Source organism: Plantibacter sp. MMLR14_011 (assembly GCF_001865025.1).
Taxonomy (GTDB): domain Bacteria; phylum Actinomycetota; class Actinomycetes; order Actinomycetales; family Microbacteriaceae; genus Plantibacter; species Plantibacter flavus_A.
The window spans coordinates 79919-99915 of sequence record NZ_MJGW01000050.1; the positions used below are offsets into that span (position 1 = coordinate 79919).

Below are 19997 nucleotides of genomic sequence, written 5' to 3' on the forward strand. Positions count from 1 at the left end.
GTGGGACTCAGCCGACGGGAGAGAGCGCGCCGACGAGCCCGAAGAGATCCTTCGGGTCGTCGGGGGCGGCGACGAGGTCGATCTCCTCGAAGTACTCGCTGCCGTCGACGGAGTCGCGGAGGAAGCGCAGCGCGGTGAAGTCCTCGATCGCGAAGCCGACGGAGTCGAAGAGCGTGATCTGCTCCCGCGAGGTGCGGCCGGGGACGGCACCCGTGAGGACCTGCCAGAACTCGATCACCGGGAAATCGGGAGCCATCTGCTGGATCTCGCCCTCGATGCGGGTCTGCGGCGGGAATTCGACGAACACCTCGGCGCGATCGAGGATCGACGCCTCGAGCTCCGTCTTGCCGGGGCAGTCGCCACCGATGGCGTTCAGGTGCATGCCGGGCTCGACCAGGTCGTTCGTGAGCACGGTCGCGAGCGCCTTGTCGGCCGTGCAGGTCGTGACGACGTCCGCGCCCGCCACGGCGTCGGCGGCACTCGTCCCGATGACGACCTCGAATCCGAGCGGCTCCAGGTTGCGCGCGAACTTGTCCATCGCGAGCGGGTCGACGTCCCAGATCCGCACCGTGTTGATCCCGAGGGCGGCACGCATGCCGAGGGCCTGGAACTCGGCCTGGCTACCGGCGCCGATGAGCGCGTGGACGCTCGAATCGGGACGGGCGAGGTGCTTCGCGACCATGCCCGACGTCGCGGCGGTGCGGAGGGCCGTGAGGAGCGTCATCTCGGCGAGGAAGGTGGGGTAGCCGTTGTGCACGTCGGCGAGGACGCCGAACGCCGTGACCGTCTGGTAGCCCCGGGCGGGGTTGGAGGGGTGGCCGTTCACGTACTTGAAGGCGTACGTCTCGTGGTCGCTCGTCGGCATGAGCTCGATGACGCCAAACGGCGTGTGACTCGCGACCCGCGGGCTCTTGTCGAACGACGGCCAGCGGCGGAAGTCGGCCTCGAGGTAACCGATCATGCCGGCGATGATGCGCTCGGGACCTCGGTCTGCCGTCCAGCGGACCATGTTGCGGACATCGACGAAACGCGTCATGACGTTCCCTTCCAGACGAGTTCGGGCTCGGAGCCGACCGGAGCAGACCGCTCGCGGTTGCTTCGAGCCTAGGTTTCGACGATCTGCACTTTCCATTCCAGAGATGCGCGATTTGTGCACAGGTTATGCACAATGTGAGTAACTCGGTTGTACATTATGTGCATGGCTGCGCTGGACGATCTGGACCGGAGGCTGTTGGCTGCGCTCCGAGCCGACGGCCGTGCGTCGGTCGCGAGCCTGGCCCGGTCGCTCGACGTCGCCCGGGCGACCGTGAACAGCCGTTTGGAGCGACTCATCTCCTCCGGCACGGTGGTCGGGTTCTCCGTCCGGGTGCGCGACGAACTCGACCCCGGCACCATCCGCGCGATCGCGTTCATCGAGGTCGAGGGTCGCACCACCGATCACGTCATCCGCCAGCTCCGCGGCTTCCCGGAGATCAGCGCGCTCCACACCACCAACGGCGGGTGGGACCTCGTCGCGGAACTCCGCACCGAGACGCTGACCGACTTCGACCGCGTGCTCGGCGGGATCCGACGCATCGAGGGCGTCGTCAACAGCGAGACGAGCCTGCTGCTGAGTTCCGTCCTCCGCTGACGACCCGCCGGGGTCGACGCTAGAGGCGCGGGTCGATCGGCTCGGACTCCATGGCGAGCACGCCGAAGACGGCCTGATGCACCCGCCAGGTCGGTTCACCGGCGACGAACCGCTCGACCGCCTCGACACCGAGCGCGTACTCACGCAGCGCCATCGACCGCTTGTGGCCGATGTCCCGATCACGCAGGCGCTCGAGGTTGTGCGGCTCCGTGTAGTCGGGGCCGTAGATGATGCGCAGGTACTCACGGCCCCGCACCTTGATGCCGGGCTGCGCGAGCGCCTTCTCACCGCGGACGAGGCCGGCCACGGGCTTCACCACCATGCCCTCACCACCCGCACCGGTCAGCTCCTCCCACCACGCGGTCGCGGCGTCCTCGGAGGCCGACGAGGTGAGGTCGACCTCGATCGAGCGGGTCCGACGGATGAGCTCCGGGTCGGCGTCCGCAAGGCGGTCCGCCACTGAGAGGTGCCAGGCGTGGTCGCGGCCCAGGTGGCTCGTGCCGGTCGAGGCGAGGAGCTGGAACGGCGCGAGCTGCACGCCCTCCAGACCGTTCGAGGGCGCGGTGTACGGACGGTAGGCCGCGACGTAGGCGTCAGCGGCCTCGGCCCGACGGCGCGTCCGCTCGAGCAGGTCCGAGACGTCGACACCGGTCGCCGCCGCCTGCTCCAGCACGCGGACGGCCGCCGGGAGCGCAGCGGTCGCGGCAGCTCCGACCGAGGCGTACTGCTCCCGGATCATGCTCTCGGCCTTCACCGACCACGGCAGCAGCTCGCTGTCGAAGAGCACCCAGGAGGCGTCGAGCTCCTCCCAGAGACCGGCTCGCTCCACGGCGGCGTCGAGCCGCGTCAGGAGCGTCTGCGTCGTCTCCTCGTCGAAGAACGGCCGACCGGTGCGGGTGTGGACGGTGCCACGCCATCCCGCGGGAGCACCGAAGGGTGCCGGATCCCGCGTGAGCAGCACGACGGCACGCGAGCCCATGTGCTTCTCCTCGCAGACCACCCGGTCGAGCCCCTCCCGGCGATACGCCTCGAACGCCTCAGCGGGGTGCTCCAGGAGCTCCTTCCGCTTCGAGGTGCTCGGCGGACTCATCGTCGGCGGCAGGTAGACCAGGCGCCGCGGGTCGATCGCGAACCGGCTCATGACCTCGAGTGCGCCGGCCGCAGCGTCCTCGCGGATGCCGACCCGGCCCGAGACGCGGGTCTCGACGACCTGCTTGCCGAGGACGTCGTCGATGCGCAGCAGCCCGGGATCCCGCTGCTCGCCGGCGGGACCGGTCGGGCGGCCGAGCGGCACGACGGGTTCGTACCAGACCTGCTCGGCCGGGACGTCGACGACCTCGCGCTCCGGCCACCGCAGGGCACTCAACTTGCCCCCGAAGACGCAGCCGGTGTCGAGACACATCGTGTTGTTGACCCACTCGGCGTCGAGGGTCGGCACATGGCCGTAGAGGACGGTCGCCTTGCCGCGGTAGTCCTCCGCCCAGGGCAGCCGCACGGGCAGACCGAACTCGTCGGTCTCCCCCGTGGTGTCGCCGTACAGCGCGAACGACCGCACCCGCCCGGAGGCGCGTCCGTGATACTGCTCGATCAGGCCGGCGTGCGCGACGACGAGCTTCCCGTCGTCGAGGACGAGGTGCGCGACGAGCTCGCGGCAGAACCGCTCGACCTCGGCCCGGAACTCCTCCGGCTCCTCGGCCAATTGGGCGAGCGACTCGGCGAGCCCATGGCTGGTCTGCACCCGCTTGCCCTGCAGCGCACGGACGAGCTTCGACTCGTGGTTGCCGGGCACCGCCAAGGCATGCCCCGCGCCGACCATCCCCATCGCCAGCCTTAGCACGCCAGGGGTGTCCGGCCCGCGGTCGACGAGGTCGCCGAGGAAGATCGCGCGGCGGCCCTCGGGGTGGGCGGCGTCGATCGGTCGGCCCGCTAGGTCGCGCTCGATCACGTACCCGAGCTTCGTGAGCAGCGTCTCGAGCTCGCTCCGGCACCCGTGCACGTCGCCGATCGCGTCGAAGGGACCGCGCTCCTGACGGCGGTCGTTGAGCAGCGGCTCACGCACGAACGACGCCTGCGCGATCGCCTCGACGCCGGAGAGCACGTGGACCTTCCGGAAGCCCTCTTTGCTGAGGTGCCGCATCGACCGACGCAGTTGGTCCTGCTGCCGGGTGATGACGGCGGCACCGAACGAGCGGTCCTCGCGGGCCTCGTTTCGCTCGATGCAGACGCGCTCCGGGACGTCGAGCACCACGGCGACGGGGAGGACGTCGTGGTTGCGTGCCAGATCGATGAGCGACTTGCGCGAGGCCGGCTGGACGTTGGTCGCGTCGATGACCGTCAGGAGCCCGGCGTCCAGGCGGCGAGCGGCGACATCGCGGAGTGCGGCGAAGGCGTCGGCGCTGGCGGCCTGGTTGTTCTCGTCGTTGGAGACGAGCCCGCGGAAGAAGTCGCTCGACAGGGTCTCGAACCGGCCGAAGTGCGTGGCGGCGAAGGTCGACTTGCCGGACCCGCTCACGCCGATGAGGACCACGAGCGACAGTTCGGGGATCGGCAGGGCGGCGGGGGTGTGCTCGAGGTCACTCATGCGATGGCCTTCCGGAAGACGGCGAGCTGCGTCGGCGAGCCGAGCTGCGGGTCGACGTCGCCGACCGTGCGGTGCTCGACGCCGTAGCCGTACCGCTCGGCCGCAGTGGTGCACCAGGTCGCGAACTCCTGACGGTCCCACTCGAAGCGGTGGTCCGGGTGCCGGAACGAGCCCGCCGGCAACGACGGATACAGCGCGTTGTATTCGCGGTTCGGCGTCGTGACGATCACGGCTTCTGGAGCCGCAGCACCGAAGATCGAAGCCTCGAGTGCATCGAGGCGCTCGGCGTCGATGTGCTCCACGACCTCCATCAGCACGATCGCATCGAGTCCGCGCAGCCGGGTGTCGGCGTAGGTCGCCGAGGACTGCAGCAGCTGGACACGCTCACGGACGCGGTCGCTCGCGTCGCGGAGCCCGAGCCGCTGCGACGCGGATGCGAGCGCGCGTGCGGAGACGTCGGTGCCGATCACCGTGGTGACGAGGGGATCCGCCAGCAGTCGCGTGAGGAGCGCACCCTCGCCGCACCCGACGTCGGCGACCGACCGAGCCCGCACGTCGGTGAGCGCCTGCAGGACCGCCTCGGCGCGCAGGCCGGCGAGCGCCGGGGCACGCTTCGTCTGTGACGCGGTGGCCGTGTCGTCCCCGTCGGCGCCGTCGGTCCGCGCCTCCGGGTCCAGCTGCGACTGCGCATCGGTGACCATCCGCGACTGGTGCGCGAGATACCGCTTGGTGATCAGGTCCCGGTCGGGGTGATCGGCCAGCCACCCCTCGCCGGCACGGAGGAGCTTGCCGACCTCGTCGTCGGAGACCCAGTAGTGCTTGGCGTCGTCGAGCACGGGCAGCAGCACGTAGAGCTGGCGGAGCGCGTCGGCGAGGCGGAGGTGACCGGTCAGCTCCAGGTCGACGTATCGCGAGTCGCCCCACGCGGGGACCGTCGGGTCGAGCGGGATCACCCGTTCGACGACGGTCCAGCCGAGCGGGGTGAAGAGTCGGGTCGCCAGCTGCTCCAGACCTCGCGACGGCACCGCGGCGACGGTGATCGTCAGCGGGAGCGCTGCCGCGGCGAGCTCGGGGTGGGAGTCGCTGCGGCCGGTCATGGCGCTGCGGAACACCTGCCCGATCGCGACGGCGACCATCGACGACGACGCGTACGGTCGGTCGTTCACGTACTGGGAGAGCGACGCGGCGTCACCGCCACCGAAGCGCTTCTGGCGGACGAGCGCGATCGCGTCGACCTCGAGCAGCAGGGCGATGGTGCACCGCTCGTCGCTCGCTTCCGGGTAGAACACGTGGGCGCGCCCGACGCTGAGGTCGAAGCTCTGCGCCCGCGCGGGATGCTTACGGACGAGGTGCCCCAGGTCGGCGGCCGAGGGCGCGGTCGAGGTGATGGTGACGAGCACTGGTCCATCCGTCCGTTCGGCGGCGAGGTTCCTGAAAGCCTAGCGGCGGTCGTCGTGCGTGCGTGAGTCGCCCGGATCTGCATGGAATTCAGCGATCTCCGTGCAGTTCCGGGCGACTCAGGGCCGGCTGATCAGCCCCCGAACAGCTTGCCGAAGAACCCCTTGCGCTGCTTCCAGCCTGCGGCGGTCAGGGCATCGATCACGGGCTGCTTGACCTCGTCGGTCGTGAACTCGTAGCCCATGAACTGTCCGGTCGTCGTGCCATCGCGGTCGGTGGACTGCGAGATGGGCGCGACGCTCCGCCCGAAGGAGAAGGACTTCTGCGGCCCGGACTGCCAGGTGCGCTTCGTCGAGAGTCCGTCGACGCCGAGCGTCGTCTTCGAGGAGGACGACTGCTCGTGGAACTCCCACTCGCCGTCCTCGGGGTGCAGCTCGACCCGCAGCTCGTACTCGGCACTGAACATCCCGGCACCGATGAAGCCGAGCCAGCGCTGGTCGGCGTAGCGCCAGTGCGCGACGATCCCGTCGGGTGTCGGGTCGTAGATGAAGGGGAGTTCTTCGCTGTTGAGCGCGAGGATCCGGGCCTGGGCGTCGCGGAGGTCGAAGGTCATGGGGCGAGTCTAGGCAGGCGGACCGCTCGGCGACATGGGGACAGCTCCCCGTCACCCGGCTCCCCTACGCTGGCCGGGTGAGCGAATCCATCCTGACCCAGAACGTCCTGACCGTCATGAGCTACAACATCCGCACCGCTGTCGCCCAGCCCGGTCACGAGTGGGTGGACCGTGCACCGCTCGTCTCGCAGGTCATCGCCCGCAACGCTCCAGACCTCCTCGGGCTGCAGGAGGTCCGCGAGCATCAGTTGCACGACCTGCTCCCGGGCCTCGCCGAGTACGACTGGTTCGGGCAGGGCCGTGACGGCGGTTCGGCCGGCGAGTACGGACCGGTGTGCTTCCGCCGCTCGCGGTTCGAGCAGCTCGACGCCGGCGAGTTCTGGCTGTCGGACACCCCCGACGAACCGGGCTCGAACACCTGGCCGTCACTGCACGCGCGGTTCGTCACCTGGGTCAGGCTCCGCGAGCGCCGCACCGGCGACGAGCTCGTCTTCGCCAACACCCACCTCGACCACGAAGGTACGCCGCACGGCGACGACGTCCGGACGCGCAGTGCGAAACTGATCGCCGACCGCTTCTCCGGCGTGGACGTGCCCGTCCTCCTCACCGGCGACTTCAACACCGAGCGCGGATCGGCGGCGCACGACGCCCTGGCGGACGCCGGGTTCGTCGACCTCTCGCCGGTGGAGAGCGACAGCATCGGCACGTTCCAGGGCTACGGTCCGCAGCGTCCCGGGAACGCACGCATCGACTGGGTGCTCGGCCGCTCAGGCAGCGTCGCGCCGCACACCCGACTGGAACCGATCGAAGCCCTCGTGGACGAGCAGGAACCCACCTCGGAGGCGAGCGACCACTTCCCCATCCTCATCCGGGCGCAGCTCACCCACTGACGGCGGCGCGTCTCGGGCACGCGCGCGAGGAGCGGTGGATCAGCCGTCGGAGGCCGTCGGCGCGAGCCGGAGGAGGACAAGCCCGACGATCGATGGGAGGAGGGGCAGCGCGGCACCGAACACCGGGTCCACACCGGTGAGGAGCGAGCCGCAGAGGGCGCCCGTCACGAGCAGCACGATCGCGCCGATGCGGATGAGGTGGTGGTCGTGGACGCCGTCGGCGAGGCTCTGCATGAGACTCGTGAGGGTGCCGGTCACGAAGGTGGTCGTCACGCCCGACCGCTCGATGCGTCGCGCGACGGCCGTCTGCCCCGCCATCGCGAGCGTGGAGAGCGCGATGAGGACGCAGATCACGGGCGTCGTGCGCAGGTCGGAGGACACGATCCATCCGATGAGGACGCACGCCTGCGCGACCACCGCACCGCCGAGGACGAGGACGAGCCGGTGCTGCGGCGCCTCCGGAGGCCGCCCAGGGGTGGCGACGAGCCTCGTGAAGCGGAAGGCCAGAAACGTCCCGACGGAGAACAGCAGCACGGCGACCGTCGCCCCGAGCAGGACCTCGCCGAAGTCCGGTCTGCTCGTGAGTCCGGCCAGCACGAAGTTGCCGGTCATGTTCGCGGTGAAGACGCCGCCGAGCTGGAGGAACGCGAAGGCGTCGGTCGCTCCGGCCGCGAACGAGAGCACGAGCGCCATCGCCGCGATCATGCCGGCCCGCGTCCGACGACGGTTGGTCGTCAGTGTCGGGTCGGTACCGCCGGTCTCAGTCACGTGCACATCGTCCCACGCCCGCTCGCCCATCTTCGGGCGAACGGCGCGTCAGGCGAGGAGGTCCGCGAGGAAGGTCAGCTGCGCCTGCTGCTGCACCGGCCCGCCACCCTCGTGCCCGTTGTACGGGTAGACGGCGATGTCCTTCTGCGTGCCCGCGTAGTGGTTGAACGCCGCGTACACCGTGGAGGGCGGACACACCGCATCGCAGAGCGCGACGGAGAACAGTGCGGGGGCGGTCGCGCGGGCGGCGAAGTTCGTCGCGTCGAAGTACGAGAGCGTCCGGAACACCTCCTCCTCGTGACCACGTCGGCTGATGAGGTACGTCTTCAGCTCGGCGAAGGGGCTCGCGTCGGTGATCTGCAGGGCACGACGGAAGTGCGACAGGAACGGGACGTCGACGAGCGCCGCCGCGAGTCCCTCGCAGAGCCCGGCCGCGGCGAGCGCGATGCCGCCGCCCTGGCTCCCACCGGCGACGACGACCCGGGCTGGGTCGACCTCCGGGAAGCTGCGCACCGCGTCGACGGCGAGCGCCGCGTCCGTGAAGACCCGACGGTAGTAGTAGGTCTCGGGGCTGTCGAGCCCGGCGCTCATCTTGCCGGCGACCTGCGGACCGCTTCCGAACGGGTCGGCCGTCGCGCCCGGCAGGTTCGCGCTCCCCTGGCCGCGGGTGTCCATGACGAACACGGCGTAGCCCGCGGACGGGTGCATCGTCCACTGGTGGGCGAGCCCGCGACCGCCGCTGTACCCGATGTAGTGCACGATGCACGGGAGCGGCTCGGTCGCGCCCGCCGGCCGGATGAACCAGCCTTTGATCGGGTCGCCGCCGAATCCGGAGAACGTGACGTCCTCGACGACGAGACCGGTCAGCTCAGGGTCGGATCGTTCGCGCACCGTCGGCTGGGCGAGGGCGTGGGCTTCGGCGAGGGTGTCCGCCCAGAACGCGTCGAAATCCGGCGCCTCCTCGCGGTCGGGCCGGTACTGCTGGAGCTGGGCGAGGGGGAGGTCGAATTGCGCCACGGGTCACCTTCGGTTCGTGAGATCGGATGCGGGAGGACGAATCAGGAGGACGGGATCGCGGAGATGAGCCCGAGACCGACGCTGATGCGGTCGGCCACTTCGATGAGGTCCTCGGTGAGGACGTCGAGGTCGCGTTCGCGCATCAGGCTCAGCCGACCCGAGATCGAGATCGCCGCCACGACTCTGGCGTTCGCGTCGCGGATCGGCGCCGCGATCCCGAGACGACCCAACGCGAGCTCCTGGTCCTCCATGCAGACGCCGCGTTCCCGCGCCGCCGCGAGCTCCGCGGCGAGGGCCGCGTGCTCCGTGATGGTGTTGGCCGTGTAGCGCGGGAGCGGCTCGTCACCGAGCAGCGCATGGAGACCGTCCGCGTCGAGGTCGAGGAGCAGACACTTGCCGAGCGCGGACGCGTGCAACGGCTGGCGCAGCCCGATCATCGAGTGCGACTTCGGAGCGAGGGCTCCCTCGAAGTGACAGAGGTAGATGAGGCTCGAGCCGTCGAGGACGCCCACGTTGACGCTGAGCCCGATCCGTTGCGCGAGCTCCTGAGCGGGAGCACGCGACTCCCGGTGCACCGGGTTCTGGTTGAGCCCCTCGCTCGCGAGCGCCAGGATGGTCGCCCCGATGGCGTAGGACGGGCTGTCGGCCGCCTTCGTCACATAGCCGAGCTCCTCGAGCGTGCCGAGGAGGCGTGCGGTCGTCGAGGTGCCGAGACCGGTGGCACGGGCGATGTCGGAGGCCCGCAACGGTCCGGTGGTCGATGCGCCGAGCACGGCGAGCACGGATGCCGCACGGCCGATGCCCTGCTGGATCTCACCTGCCACGGGTCCTCCACGGTGTCGGTGTCGGTTCGGATGTCCGGCCTCGGAGGCCGTGTTCAGCGTAGCGGTCGGGCTCGGCGCGGCCGGGTGGTGCGCCCGCTCGGCTGTTCGAAGACCTTCACACTCGCGACACTCACGTAGGGCGAGCCGTTCGTGGCCGTGACGACGACACGGAGGGCGTCGACCCGCACGGGCTCGACGTCGTGGATCCGGTGGCGGTGGCGGTTCCCCTCGACCTCGGCCAACACCGTCCACATCCCTTCAGCCGCACCCGCGGGTCTCCCCTCGAGTCGGTAGTCGGCGACGAGCTCGGGGACCGCCTCGAAGTCGGTGCGGTGGTGGTGCAGGTTGATGAGGTCCACGTCGACGTCGTCGTTGAACACGATCCGCACGGACGCGACATCGACGGGCTCGTCCCAGTGCAGTGTGAGGACCTCGGGCTCGGCGACCAGATCGCGGTTGTCAGCGAGTCGCTCCGAGGACCACAGGTGCGGTCCCCCGTACGGTCGCTGGTAGCCGTCGACGATCCGCTCCGGGCGGTACGCCGTGGTGTCTCCACCGACGGTCAGCGCGACGCTCCGGCCGCGCAGCTTCCGCGCGTTCCAGTCCAGGATCGCCTGGTCCTGCTCCTCGGGGATGTGGTCGTCGAACACCTCGTCCGAAGCATGCTTGGCGGTCAGCACGAGGAGCCCGTAGGGGTGGCCTTCCGTGAGGAGCAGGCTGACGTCCGGGTTGGCACGGACGACGAGCACCGCGTTCTGCTCGATCTCCGGCGTCCATCCGAAGCGGACGGTGGCCGACACGCCGACCCCGGCGGCGATCTCCGTGGCTCCGTCGAGGAGGTGCTCGACCGGGACGGCGTTCTGGCGTTTGCCCGTGCTCCACAGTTCGACGCGGAGGGTCGTGTCGCGTGCAGCGTCGACGAGCAGGGTGATCTGGTCGAGTGACGGAGCGACGGGTACGAGGATCGCGACGTCGCGGTCGAGGGTGAACCGCTCGCCGGAGCCGAGGTGCTCCAGCGTGGAGATCGCGTCGAGCGCGCTCGACGCGGAGACCGTCGCCCGCCCGGCCAGATCGTCGGGGTCGTCCGTGGTGATGCCGATGACCGGGGCGTCCTCGCGGAGGAGCGTGCGCTGCAGGAGCGGGAGCGCCTGCCCGGCGAGGTCCCGCGGCGTCAGCCTGTCGCGGGCGATGAGCGCCGCAGCCGTCCCCACCGCCTGACCCTGCGTGGCGCAGGTCGCCATGACGCGGGTGGACCCGAACGCGACGTGGGAGGCGGAGATGTTGCGTCCGGCGAACAGCAGGTTGTCGACGTCCCGCGAGTACAGGCTGCGGAAGGGGATCCCGTAGGTGCCGTTGCTGAACCGCTGCTGTGCACCGGCGGTCTCGGCGTAGACGCCCTCCACGGGGTGCAGGTCGATCGACCATCCTCCGAAGGCCACGGTGTCCTCGAAGTCGACCTGGTCGAGCAGGTCGTTCTGCGTGAGGGTGTGGTCGCCGAGGAGCCGGCGATACTCGCGCTTCCCCGGGATGGATCCGACCCACTCGAGCGTGAGGGTGTCGGCGTCGAACTCGCCGGAGTTCTTGATGTAGTCCCAGATCCCGAAGACGACGCTCCACAGCTCGTCTCGGATCTGCTCGTTCTCCGCGACGGTGTCGAGCTCACCGCCCCACTCGATCCACCAGTAGTTGCAGCCGTTGTCGCCGGTCCGGATGATCCGGTTGGTGAGGATCGGGGTGTCGCGGATGTCGCGCGCGATGTCGGGGGCGACGAACCGCTCGGGGCGTCCGGCGTCCTTCGTGTAGAAGAAGATCGAACTGCCGAGGAGCTCGTCGTCCGCCACCTCGGGCGCCCACGGCTCGCCGAGCTCGGCGCGACCCTCGCGCCCGATGCGGGAGGTGGCACCGGCGAGATGACCCACCAGCCCGTCTCCCGTGCAGTCGATGAAGACGGGGGCGACGAACTCGGTCTCGATCTCGCTGCCCATCGTCCACCCGGTGGCGGACGCGATCCTCGGTGACGGCGACACCGCGCCCTCCGCACCTTCCGCCATCGTGACGATGCGGACGTCGGTGTTGAGGTGCAGCTGCAGGTTCGGCTCGGCGCGCACGAGGTCGAGGACGGTCTGGTCCCAGTAGAACGGGTTGCCCTCCGGATTGCGGTACTGGTTCTCGAGGAAGAGCTCCCCCATGATCCCGGTCTCCCGGGCGAACCGCTGGTGGCCGTGCGCGGTCGCGCCGACCACCCACACCCGAACCTCGCTCGACGAGTTCCCACCGAGCACCGGGCGATTGGTGACGAGCGAGACCCGCGAACCGAGGCGGGCAGCGGCGACGGCGGCTGACACGCCCGCGAGGCCACCGCCGATGACGACGACGTCTGCGGTCTGGGTGCGGTGCTGCATGGATGACACTCCTTCGTGATGCGCGATCCTGGAGGCCGTCGAACTGGTGGCGACCGCCAGGCGAGTGCCACGCTACCATTCAGCGGTACGACTTTCCCATTCAGTGGGTAAGATTCTTCGGCAGGTGAACCTCGAAGCACCCCGACAACGATGTGAGGACCGATGGACGAGAGCAGGACCCAGGCTGCAGCCCTGGCCGAAGCCGCCGCGCACAGCGCACAGACCCCCTACGACGACGCGGAGCGATCACGCCGTATGCGGAAGGTGATCTGGGCGGCCGGGGCAGGTCACTTCGTCGAATGGTTCGACTTCGGCCTCTACGGCACGCTCGCGACCGTCATCAGCCTCAACTTCTTCCAGCAGGGCAACACCCAGGCTGCTCTCCTCTCCGCATTCGCGGTGTTCGGGGCCGGCTTCGTGATGCGTCCGCTCGGTGGCCTCTTCTGGGGCTCGCTCGGTGACCGCATCGGGCGCAAGACGGTCCTCGCGACGGTGATCCTCGTGACCTCCGGGGCGACAGTCGTCATGGGTCTCCTGCCGACATTCGACCTCATCGGCCTCTGGGCGCCGATCCTGCTCGTGATCGTGCGACTCGTGCAGGGCTTCGCCGCCGGTGGCGAGAGCTCGGGTGCCACCACACTCCTCGCCGAGTACGCCCCGTCCAACCGGCGCGGCTTCGTGACGAGCTTCATCGACGTGTTCGGCTTCGCGGCCTTCGTGGTCGGTGCGGGCCTCGTGCTCCTCTTCACCTCGACGCTCGGCACGGACGCCCTCAACGAGTGGGGTTGGCGCGCGCTCTTCTTCCTCGCCCTGCCGCTCGGCCTCGCGGGCCTCTACCTGCGGAACAAGCTCGAGGACACCCCCGAGTTCCAAGCGATCCAAGCGAAGGGGGCCGTCTCGAAGTCACCGTTGCGGACCTCGCTGCGGACGTCCTGGAAGGCGCTGCTCTTCTGCGTCGGCTTCGTCGTCATCAAGGCCGTCGGCCACTGGATCCTGCAGACCTTCATGCCGTCGTACCTCCAGACCGATCTCGGCTACTCGCAACCGCTCAGCTACGCGGTCACCGTGCTCGGGCTGCTCGCGATCGCCATCCTCGTGCCGTTCATGGGCCTGCTGAGCGACCGCATCGGGCGGAAGCCGGTGATGATCGCCGGTTGCGTCGGGTTCCTGGTGTTGACGTACCCGACGCTCATGCTCATGAGCGCGGGCAACTTCGCGGCGGCGGCGATCGCCATGGTGATCCTCGGTGTCTTCATGGCCGCCTACGACGGTGCGTCGAGTGCTGCGATGGCCGAGCTGTTCCCGACCAGCATCCGTTACGGCTCGATGGCGATCGCGTACAACCTGTCGGTCGCCGTGTTCGGCGGGATCACGCCGTACTTCGCGACATTCCTGATCGCCTCGACCGGCAACCGGTTCGCCCCCGCGTTCTACGTGATGGCGGCCGCGCTCATCACGCTGATCGTCGTGCTGCGGGCCCGCGAGACGGCCAAGCTGCCGCTCCCGCGCTGAGCGACCCGAACGAATGCCGGCGTCGACCAGATGGGTCGACGCCGGCATTGTCGTGCGGGTCCGTCTCAGCGGGAGAAGTCGCGCAGGTCGAGGTCGGGGTCCTCGAGCACGTCCGAGGTCTCGAGGGAGTCGCGTGGCTCGTACGCCGTCGTGGACGGGCGGAGGTCGTCGAGATAGCCCTGCAGACGCGATTCGGCCTCGCTGAAGTCCGGCACGTCGCGGTCCCAGTCGTGCGGCACTGAGAGCACGTCGTTGCCGAGACCGATCACGAGTTGGGCGGATGCGTCCTCGGCATCGGACTCCACGACGATCGGAATCGTGACCGCTTCGGCCCGACCTCGCTTGGCGAGCTCGGCGGTCAGCTCCACCAGGAGGCCCGCGACCTCATCGGTCGTCACGACATTCTCACCCGCGTATGTAATGCATCGCATGCATCAACCCTGCCGGATCGTGCCTGGAAGCTCAGGCCCCTTGACACCCGGTGGGGCCGGATGACTAGGCAGCTTCGATGCCGGACTCAGTCGAGGAAGAACGGCGGCGGCTGGTCCGCCACGCTCGCCACGCACCCGTCGACCACAGGGCCCAGATGACGAGGAGGGGTTGGAAGACCAGCCGGATGCCGCGTGCGAGCTCACTGTCGAGCCCGAAGGCGTCGGTGCCGCGGACGAACTGCTCGATGTTGCCGGGGAACACCGCGACGAAGAACGCGGCGACGATCCAGCCGACGGCGACGCGGTACCGGGCGAGCAGGATCAGCGAGAGGCCGAGCAGGATCTCGACGACTCCCGACGCAACGACGACCACGTCGACCGGCAGGGGCAACCACTGCGGCACCTGGGCGACGAACGACTGCCGCGCGAAGGTGAGGTGGCCGACGCCGGCGAAGGTGAGGACAGCTCCGAGGAGCCAGCGGGCGAGTGCGCGGACGAACTCCATCTCAGCTCGCCGCCGTCACGGCGTACTTGAAGCCGCGGTGCGAACCGACGAAGCCGAGGCGCTCGTAGAAGCGGTGGGCGTCCACCCTGGCCTCGTCGGAGGTCAACTGCACGATCGAGGAGCCGGTCGCCGGAGCGGCGACGTCCGTCACCCAGCGCATCATCGCCGTTCCGACGCCGCCGGATCGCAGCGCGGAGGAGACCCGCACGGCTTCGACGAGCAGTCGGGTTGAGCCGCGGCGAGCCATCCCGGGGATGCGCGTCAGCTGCATCGTCGCGATGACGGCCTCCGCCGCGTCGACGACCAGCAGGATCTCGTTCGCCGGGTCGCCGACGAGGTCCGCGAGCGCACGCTCGTAGGCGGGGAGATCGCTCTCGTTCGCCAGGTCACCGCGGGACGCACTGATCGGGTCGTCGGCGAGGAGCGTCATCAGCGCGTCGAGGTCGGCCAGGTCGGCCCGGCGCAGCAGCAGTTCCTGCCCCGGTGTGGAGAGGGCGACGGGGAGCGTGAGGGCAGCTATCATCCATCCACCCTCTCACCTCGCGCCTGCAGCTCCTCCCACTGCCCGCGCGACCGACCGGAGCGCGTGCGCCCTCGTCGCCGCATACGACTCCGCCAGCACGGCATCGAGCCCCGGGTACTCGGTGTGCCCGGCGGGGAGGACGCTCAGCTCGATATCCTCGAGAGCGTTGGCGACGGCGAACTGCCCGGGTGGTGGCACGTGTCCGTCCCAGAGCGCGGCCTCCACCCGCACCGGCACGTGGACGAACCCCGCGGCCGTCGACGCGTCGAAGAACCGCAGGACCTCACGCGCCTCCGGGTGCTCGGCGACGTGGTGTCGAACCCGCTCTCCGCTCCCCTCGCACGGCAGGCGCAGACGCAGGTCGTACTGACCGAAGCTCGGCACCACGAGCGTCGCTCCGACGAAGCGGTCGTCCCATGGCAGGGCGAGCGCACCGATCCCGCCGCCGAAGCTCTCACCGACGAAGTAGAGCGGGAGCGGTCCGACGACGTCGAGCAGCGCCGACGCCGCGTGCCAGAGGTCGACGGCACACCGGCCGAGCGCGTACCGCTCTACGCTGTCGATGCCGAACAGGACATGCCCGTCCTCCGGTGTCGGCGCTCCGAGTCCCGCGTTGAAGACGCCCTGGCCGCGGGCGATCGGGAAGATGACGGCAGCGTCGTCCGGGACGCGAGACCAGTCCGGCGCCTCCCGCCCGCCGTACCCGTGACCATGCACCATCCCGAAGCGTGCAGGCCCGCCCGCCGGCATCGCGAGCCATCCGCGCAGACGGAGGCCGTCGGCGACCGTGTGCTCGACGACGAAGACCTCGTGCGCGCCCTGCCGGCCGATCGGGGTCAAGATCGGATCCGGAGGAACCTCACGTGCCGCCGCGTACCACCCGCGCCACAGCTCCTCGAATCCGGCCGGCGGCACGACCGGTTCGACGGCCAGGAGCGCCTCGAGGTCGTAGCCGTAGGTGCCGTCGCGAACCACATCGCCGAACCAGTCCCGATGTCGTACCTCACGCATGCGTCATCCGCCTCCGTCTCGTCGTCGTGGATCGCCGGTGCCTCAGCCCGGCACGCGCTCGTGACAGACTGGCAACCGGGTCGAAGGAGGACGCTGTGCTCGGTGCAGAACGCAGATCGCAGATCATGTCGGAGGTGCGCCGCAACGGTGCGGCGAGCGTCGTCGACCTCGCGACCGCGCTCGGCGTCAGCGAGATGACCGTGCGGCGCGACATCGAGCAACTCGCCACGGAGGGCCTCGTCGACCGCGTCCGTGGTGGCGCCACCACGCCCCGGCTGCCCGACCGTGTCGAGCTCGGCTTCCCCAACCAGGCACGCCGACTGCTGGCCGAGAAGCGCGCCATCGCCCGTCGCGCGGCCGTCCTCGTCGAGCCCGGCATGTCGGTCGGCCTGTCCGGCGGCACCACCACCTGGACCCTCGCGCAGGAGCTGCGCGCCATCCCGGAGCTCACCATCGTCACGAACTCCCTCCCGGTGGCAGACGTGTTCGCGCGGCCCGACCGCGCCGACGAGCCGTACACCCAGACGGTCGTGTTGACCGGCGGCGTCCGTACCCCCTCGGACGCCCTCGTCGGTCCGGTCGCCGTGCGGGCGATCGAGTCCCTGCACTGCGACGTCGTCTTCCTCGGCGTCCGCGGGATCGACCTGCAGGCGGGACTGACGACCTCGAACCTCCTCGAGGCCGAGACCAACCGGGCGTTCGTCGGCGCCGGGCGTCGCTCCGTGGTCCTCGCCGACCACTCGAAGTGGGGTGCCGTCGGACTGACGACGATCGTCGACCTCCGCGAGGTGGACCACCTCGTCATGGATGACGACGTGACCGAGGACATCGAGACCACGCTCCGCGCGCAGTTCGGCGAGGTCTGGCTCGCGCCGGTCGCTTCCGCTGCGGTCGACGACGACCGCATGGACGACTGACCGCGCCGCTTCCAGCACCCCGGCACAGCGGAGCGCCGGCCTGTCCTTCCGCTCATGGACCTCAGCGCGCCGTGCTGTTCCGCGCGACGATCCGCGCGTCGACGACCACGTGCCGGACCGGCGTGTCGGCACCGGGCGGGGCGGCGATCTGACGTTCGAGCTCGGTGAAGGCCGCGCGCACGATCGCGTCGTAGTCGGGGGCGACCGTGGTGAGCGACGGGGTCGAGAACTGGGCGGCGTGGACGTCGTCGATGCCGATCACCGCGACCTCCTCGGGAACCCGCCGGCCAGCTTCCTGGAGGGCCGCGAGCACGCCGAAGGCGATCGAGTCGTTGGAGCAGACGACACCGTCGAGCTCGACGCCCTCGGCGGTCATCCGACGCATCACGCGTCGTCCCTCCTCGGGGGTGAACGCGTCGACGTGCCCGATGAGCGACGGCTCCTGCGCGAGCTCGAGCCGCGCGACCACGTCCCGATACCCGGCGTACCGCTGATCCGCTGCGTCGGACGGACGTTCGTCCCTGGGCCCGATGAACGCGATGCGGGAGCAGCCGACCTCGGCGAGGTGGGTCGTCGCGGCGTCGGCGGCCGCCCGGTTGTCGATCGAGATGTGCGTGAACGGGCTCACCTGGATGTGCTCGCCGAGGAGCACCAGGGGCCCCGGGGAGGTCCGCCGCGTCAGGTCGCCGACCGTCAGCGAGCGGGGGATGTGGATGAGTCCGTCCGTGAGCGGCAGGCCCACCCCGTTGGCGATGTCGACCTCGCGATCGTGGTCGCCCTCGGTGTGCTGGATGAGGATCGACAGTCCACGCTCGTCGGCGCCGCGGACGAGGAGCGTCGTGAGCTCCGCGAAGTACGGTTCGTCCAGGTTCGGGACGGCGAGCGCCACCATGCCCGTGCGCGAACGGCGCGGTACCGGTGCCGATCGCTGAGAGCCGAAAGCGGCGTCCGACATGGTGCTGCTCCTCACTGCTGACCGGGCGGATCCCGGCCGCTCGGGACCGTTGCGGTCCCGACTGAGCACAACGCTATCTCGGGACATCGTCGTTCCTCGCGGATTCGGTGGCGGGTGCCGCGATCGCCTCGATCTCGAAGACCCGCGCGACGTCGGTCGCCGAGGCGGACGGGTCGGTGATGAGCAGGCGCACCGCGTCGACGACCAGTCCGTCCACGGTCGCGGTGACGGTACCGGCGGTGTTGTCGTCGAACCGTCCGACCTCGACCCAGGCACCGCCCGTCCGGACCTCGACGGTGAAGTCACGGAGCACCGAATCGGTCGAGACTCCCCCGGCGTAGCCGCTCTTGACCCTGATCTCTGCGAGCGCCGTCGGGGTCTGCCAGGCGGCCGTGATCGTGGGTGCCGTGTCGCCGACCGCAGAGATCCAGCGACTCGCGTCCGTGCACACGCCGTCGACGGCGAGCGCACCGCCGGTGTCGGCTCGCAGCGACGACGACACGCTGACGGTCGCACCGAGTGCCACGTTCGTGCCGGATGCCTCGCCACGAAGGCCCGACACGATGTCCTGGAGCGAGGTCCCGCCGGTCTCGGCCGACGCCGCTCGCGGGATCGCCGCGTACCGGACGGTGCCGCGAGTGGTCTCGCTGAGTGGCGCACTCAGGTAGAGCACATCCGTGCCGTCGACGGTCTCCGCCCGCAGCCGTTGCTGGCCGAGTTGATCGGTGCCGACCGTGCGGGCCGTCCACGGGGTGCCGACCGTCTCGCGCTCCAGCCGGACCACCTGGCTGCGGTTCTCGCCGCAGACCTGTACGGCGAGGACCGCGTAGACGCGGTCGACTCCGCCGGAGCTCGTCGCGTCGATCGCGGCGACGGTCGAGACGCCGGAACCGAGCGCGGAGGCGTCGATGAGCGACTCGTCGTTCCAGGCACCGCCGTCCCACGAGGTGTATCGCACGTCGTATGCGGTCTCGTCGGCTTCGACGAACCGGTAGACGATCCCCGCGAGCTCTGTGCCGTCAAGGGCGAGCTTCGCGGTCTGCAGCGCCGGCGTGTAGCTGCCGATGGCCTCGCCGGCACCGAAGGGGCGCCAGACGACGGATCCCGGGGTGGTCGGGGTGATCGGTCCGGTGAGCGCGGTCCCTGTGACGTCGGCGAAGGAACCGTCGGACGGGTCGTACGTCGCGTACGACCCGAGGTGCCGCGCCGGGTCCGCCGGGAACGGGCCCCATTCCCACAGCACGTGGACGCGGCCGTCGGCGTCCACCTCGAGGTCGTCGGGATAGAAGGAGTAGCCGGTCGCCGCGGCGACCACCGCTTCGCGTTCCCAGACACCGGTGTCGAGATCGTACCGGTAGAGCCGACCCTCTCGTCGCCCCTGCGTGTCCGTTCCGACGCGCACGAGCACCCAGGCGTCGCCGTCCGGCCCGCGCGCGGTCACCGGATAGGTGATCGCCGCGTCGAGGTCGGGCATGGACGACGTCGCCTCCACGAGCGAGGTGACGTCGCCGGGCACTGAGGAGCGGAACACGTTCCACTGCTCGTTGTGCATCGACACGAAGGCGTGGATGACGCCGTCGCCGTCGACCACGATCGAGGGCTGGTTGTGGCCGTTGTCGTCGGTGAAGGTCACGCAGGCACCTCCGGCCGTCGAGCGCAGGCACCCTTCGGTCCACGTCCCGTCCGCGCCCCGCGAGGCCAGGTGCACCTCGTGCTTGGACGCGGTGGCCGCCGGCGCGTTGAAGGCGAAGTAGGAGACACCGTCGACGACGTCGAGCGGTCGCCACCAGCCGGCCTGGTTCGACGTGTCGACGGTGACGGGCACGGTCTCGACCGTGTCGGTCACCGCCTTCCCGCCCGCGTCACCACGCACCGGTCCTCCGGGGGCGGCGACCGCCGGCGCCGTCACCCCCAGCGCGAGGACCGTGAGTGCGGCCCCGGCGAGCGCGCGGACGGTGTTCGATGAGCTGCGTCGCATGGTTCCCCCGGTGCCGGTCACAAGTGTCCGATCGTCGATCCG

General features: G+C 70.1%; 18 protein-coding genes. 4 read left to right on the forward strand and 14 right to left on the reverse strand.

Annotation, left to right across the window (positions count from 1 at the left end; translation table 11 throughout):
• Positions 1–7 precede the first annotated feature (7 nt).
• Positions 8–1036 carry an ornithine cyclodeaminase gene (locus BIU99_RS14765; RefSeq protein ID WP_064293980.1) on the reverse strand — a complete coding sequence of 343 codons (1029 nt, stop codon included), beginning with the start codon at positions 1034–1036 and terminating at the stop codon, positions 8–10.
• 162 nt (positions 1037–1198) lie between these two features.
• Between BIU99_RS14765 and BIU99_RS14770 the strand changes: the two genes are divergently transcribed.
• The gene (locus tag BIU99_RS14770) at positions 1199–1630 is read left to right on the forward strand and encodes an Lrp/AsnC family transcriptional regulator (protein WP_064293981.1); all 432 of its coding nucleotides are present in this window, start codon (positions 1199–1201) and stop codon (positions 1628–1630) included.
• 19 nt (positions 1631–1649) lie between these two features.
• On the opposite strand, the gene BIU99_RS14775 is transcribed toward BIU99_RS14770, so the two are convergent.
• The 3 genes from BIU99_RS14775 to BIU99_RS14785 form a co-directional block, all read right to left on the reverse strand.
• Positions 1650–4211: a polynucleotide kinase-phosphatase gene (locus tag BIU99_RS14775; protein WP_071261945.1), complete on the reverse strand. Its 2562-nt coding sequence runs from the start codon at positions 4209–4211 to the stop codon at positions 1650–1652.
• Positions 4208–5611 (reverse strand): 3' terminal RNA ribose 2'-O-methyltransferase Hen1, encoded by a 1404-nt coding sequence (locus tag BIU99_RS14780; protein ID WP_071261947.1) that lies wholly within the window; start codon positions 5609–5611, stop codon positions 4208–4210. The genes BIU99_RS14775 and BIU99_RS14780 overlap by 4 nt, the downstream gene beginning before the upstream one ends.
• Before the next feature lie 131 nt (positions 5612–5742).
• Positions 5743–6222, reverse strand: coding sequence for a hypothetical protein (locus BIU99_RS14785; RefSeq protein ID WP_071261948.1), 480 nt, complete (start codon positions 6220–6222; stop codon positions 5743–5745).
• A gap of 77 nt (positions 6223–6299) precedes the next feature.
• Between BIU99_RS14785 and BIU99_RS14790 the strand changes: the two genes are divergently transcribed.
• Entirely contained in the window at positions 6300–7112 is an 813-nt protein-coding gene (locus BIU99_RS14790; RefSeq protein WP_071261949.1) for an endonuclease/exonuclease/phosphatase family protein, read from the forward strand.
• Positions 7113–7151: 39 nt separating this feature from the next.
• On the opposite strand, the gene BIU99_RS14795 is transcribed toward BIU99_RS14790, so the two are convergent.
• Genes BIU99_RS14795 through BIU99_RS14810 form a run of 4 tightly spaced genes read right to left on the reverse strand, consistent with a single transcriptional unit; the run spans position 7152 to position 12123 of the window.
• Positions 7152–7880: a YoaK family protein gene (locus BIU99_RS14795; RefSeq protein ID WP_175484417.1), complete on the reverse strand. Its 729-nt coding sequence runs from the start codon at positions 7878–7880 to the stop codon at positions 7152–7154.
• Between the two features lie 48 nt (positions 7881–7928).
• The gene (locus BIU99_RS14800; protein WP_071261950.1) at positions 7929–8897 is read right to left on the reverse strand and encodes an acetylxylan esterase; all 969 of its coding nucleotides are present in this window, start codon (positions 8895–8897) and stop codon (positions 7929–7931) included.
• Between the two features lie 41 nt (positions 8898–8938).
• A complete protein-coding gene (locus tag BIU99_RS14805; RefSeq protein ID WP_064293987.1) occupies positions 8939–9721 on the reverse strand; it encodes an IclR family transcriptional regulator in 783 nt (260 codons plus the stop codon).
• Positions 9722–9774: 53 nt separating this feature from the next.
• Positions 9775–12123: an FAD-dependent oxidoreductase gene (locus BIU99_RS14810; protein WP_071261951.1), complete on the reverse strand. Its 2349-nt coding sequence runs from the start codon at positions 12121–12123 to the stop codon at positions 9775–9777.
• Positions 12124–12285: 162 nt separating this feature from the next.
• On the opposite strand from BIU99_RS14810, the gene BIU99_RS14815 reads away from it, so the two are divergent.
• Positions 12286–13635 (forward strand): MFS transporter, encoded by a 1350-nt coding sequence (locus tag BIU99_RS14815; protein WP_082915862.1) that lies wholly within the window; start codon positions 12286–12288, stop codon positions 13633–13635.
• A gap of 65 nt (positions 13636–13700) precedes the next feature.
• Here BIU99_RS14815 and BIU99_RS14820 read toward each other — a convergent pair whose 3' ends face one another.
• The 4 genes from BIU99_RS14820 to BIU99_RS14835 all read right to left on the reverse strand — a co-directional run bounded on the left by BIU99_RS14820 (position 13701) and on the right by BIU99_RS14835 (position 16105).
• Complete coding sequence (locus BIU99_RS14820; protein WP_139205468.1) at positions 13701–14033, reverse strand: hypothetical protein; 333 nt, start codon at positions 14031–14033, stop codon at positions 13701–13703.
• Between the two features lie 97 nt (positions 14034–14130).
• Entirely contained in the window at positions 14131–14571 is a 441-nt protein-coding gene (locus tag BIU99_RS14825) for a hypothetical protein (protein WP_071261952.1), read from the reverse strand.
• Position 14572: 1 nt separating this feature from the next.
• Positions 14573–15094: a GNAT family N-acetyltransferase gene (locus BIU99_RS14830; RefSeq protein WP_071261956.1), complete on the reverse strand. Its 522-nt coding sequence runs from the start codon at positions 15092–15094 to the stop codon at positions 14573–14575.
• A gap of 12 nt (positions 15095–15106) precedes the next feature.
• Positions 15107–16105, reverse strand: coding sequence for an acetylxylan esterase (locus tag BIU99_RS14835; protein ID WP_071261958.1), 999 nt, complete (start codon positions 16103–16105; stop codon positions 15107–15109).
• Positions 16106–16200: 95 nt separating this feature from the next.
• Here BIU99_RS14835 and BIU99_RS14840 point away from each other — a divergent pair, with 95 nt between their 5' ends.
• Entirely contained in the window at positions 16201–17022 is an 822-nt protein-coding gene (locus BIU99_RS14840; protein WP_071261960.1) for a DeoR/GlpR family DNA-binding transcription regulator, read from the forward strand.
• Positions 17023–17083: 61 nt separating this feature from the next.
• On the opposite strand, the gene BIU99_RS14845 is transcribed toward BIU99_RS14840, so the two are convergent.
• Together BIU99_RS14845 and BIU99_RS14850 are read right to left on the reverse strand one after the other, a co-directional pair.
• Positions 17084–17977 (reverse strand): LacI family DNA-binding transcriptional regulator, encoded by an 894-nt coding sequence (locus BIU99_RS14845; protein WP_064293994.1) that lies wholly within the window; start codon positions 17975–17977, stop codon positions 17084–17086.
• A gap of 73 nt (positions 17978–18050) precedes the next feature.
• Positions 18051–19955 (reverse strand): BNR-4 repeat-containing protein, encoded by a 1905-nt coding sequence (locus tag BIU99_RS14850; protein WP_071261962.1) that lies wholly within the window; start codon positions 19953–19955, stop codon positions 18051–18053.
• Between the last annotated feature and the right edge of the window lie 42 nt (positions 19956–19997).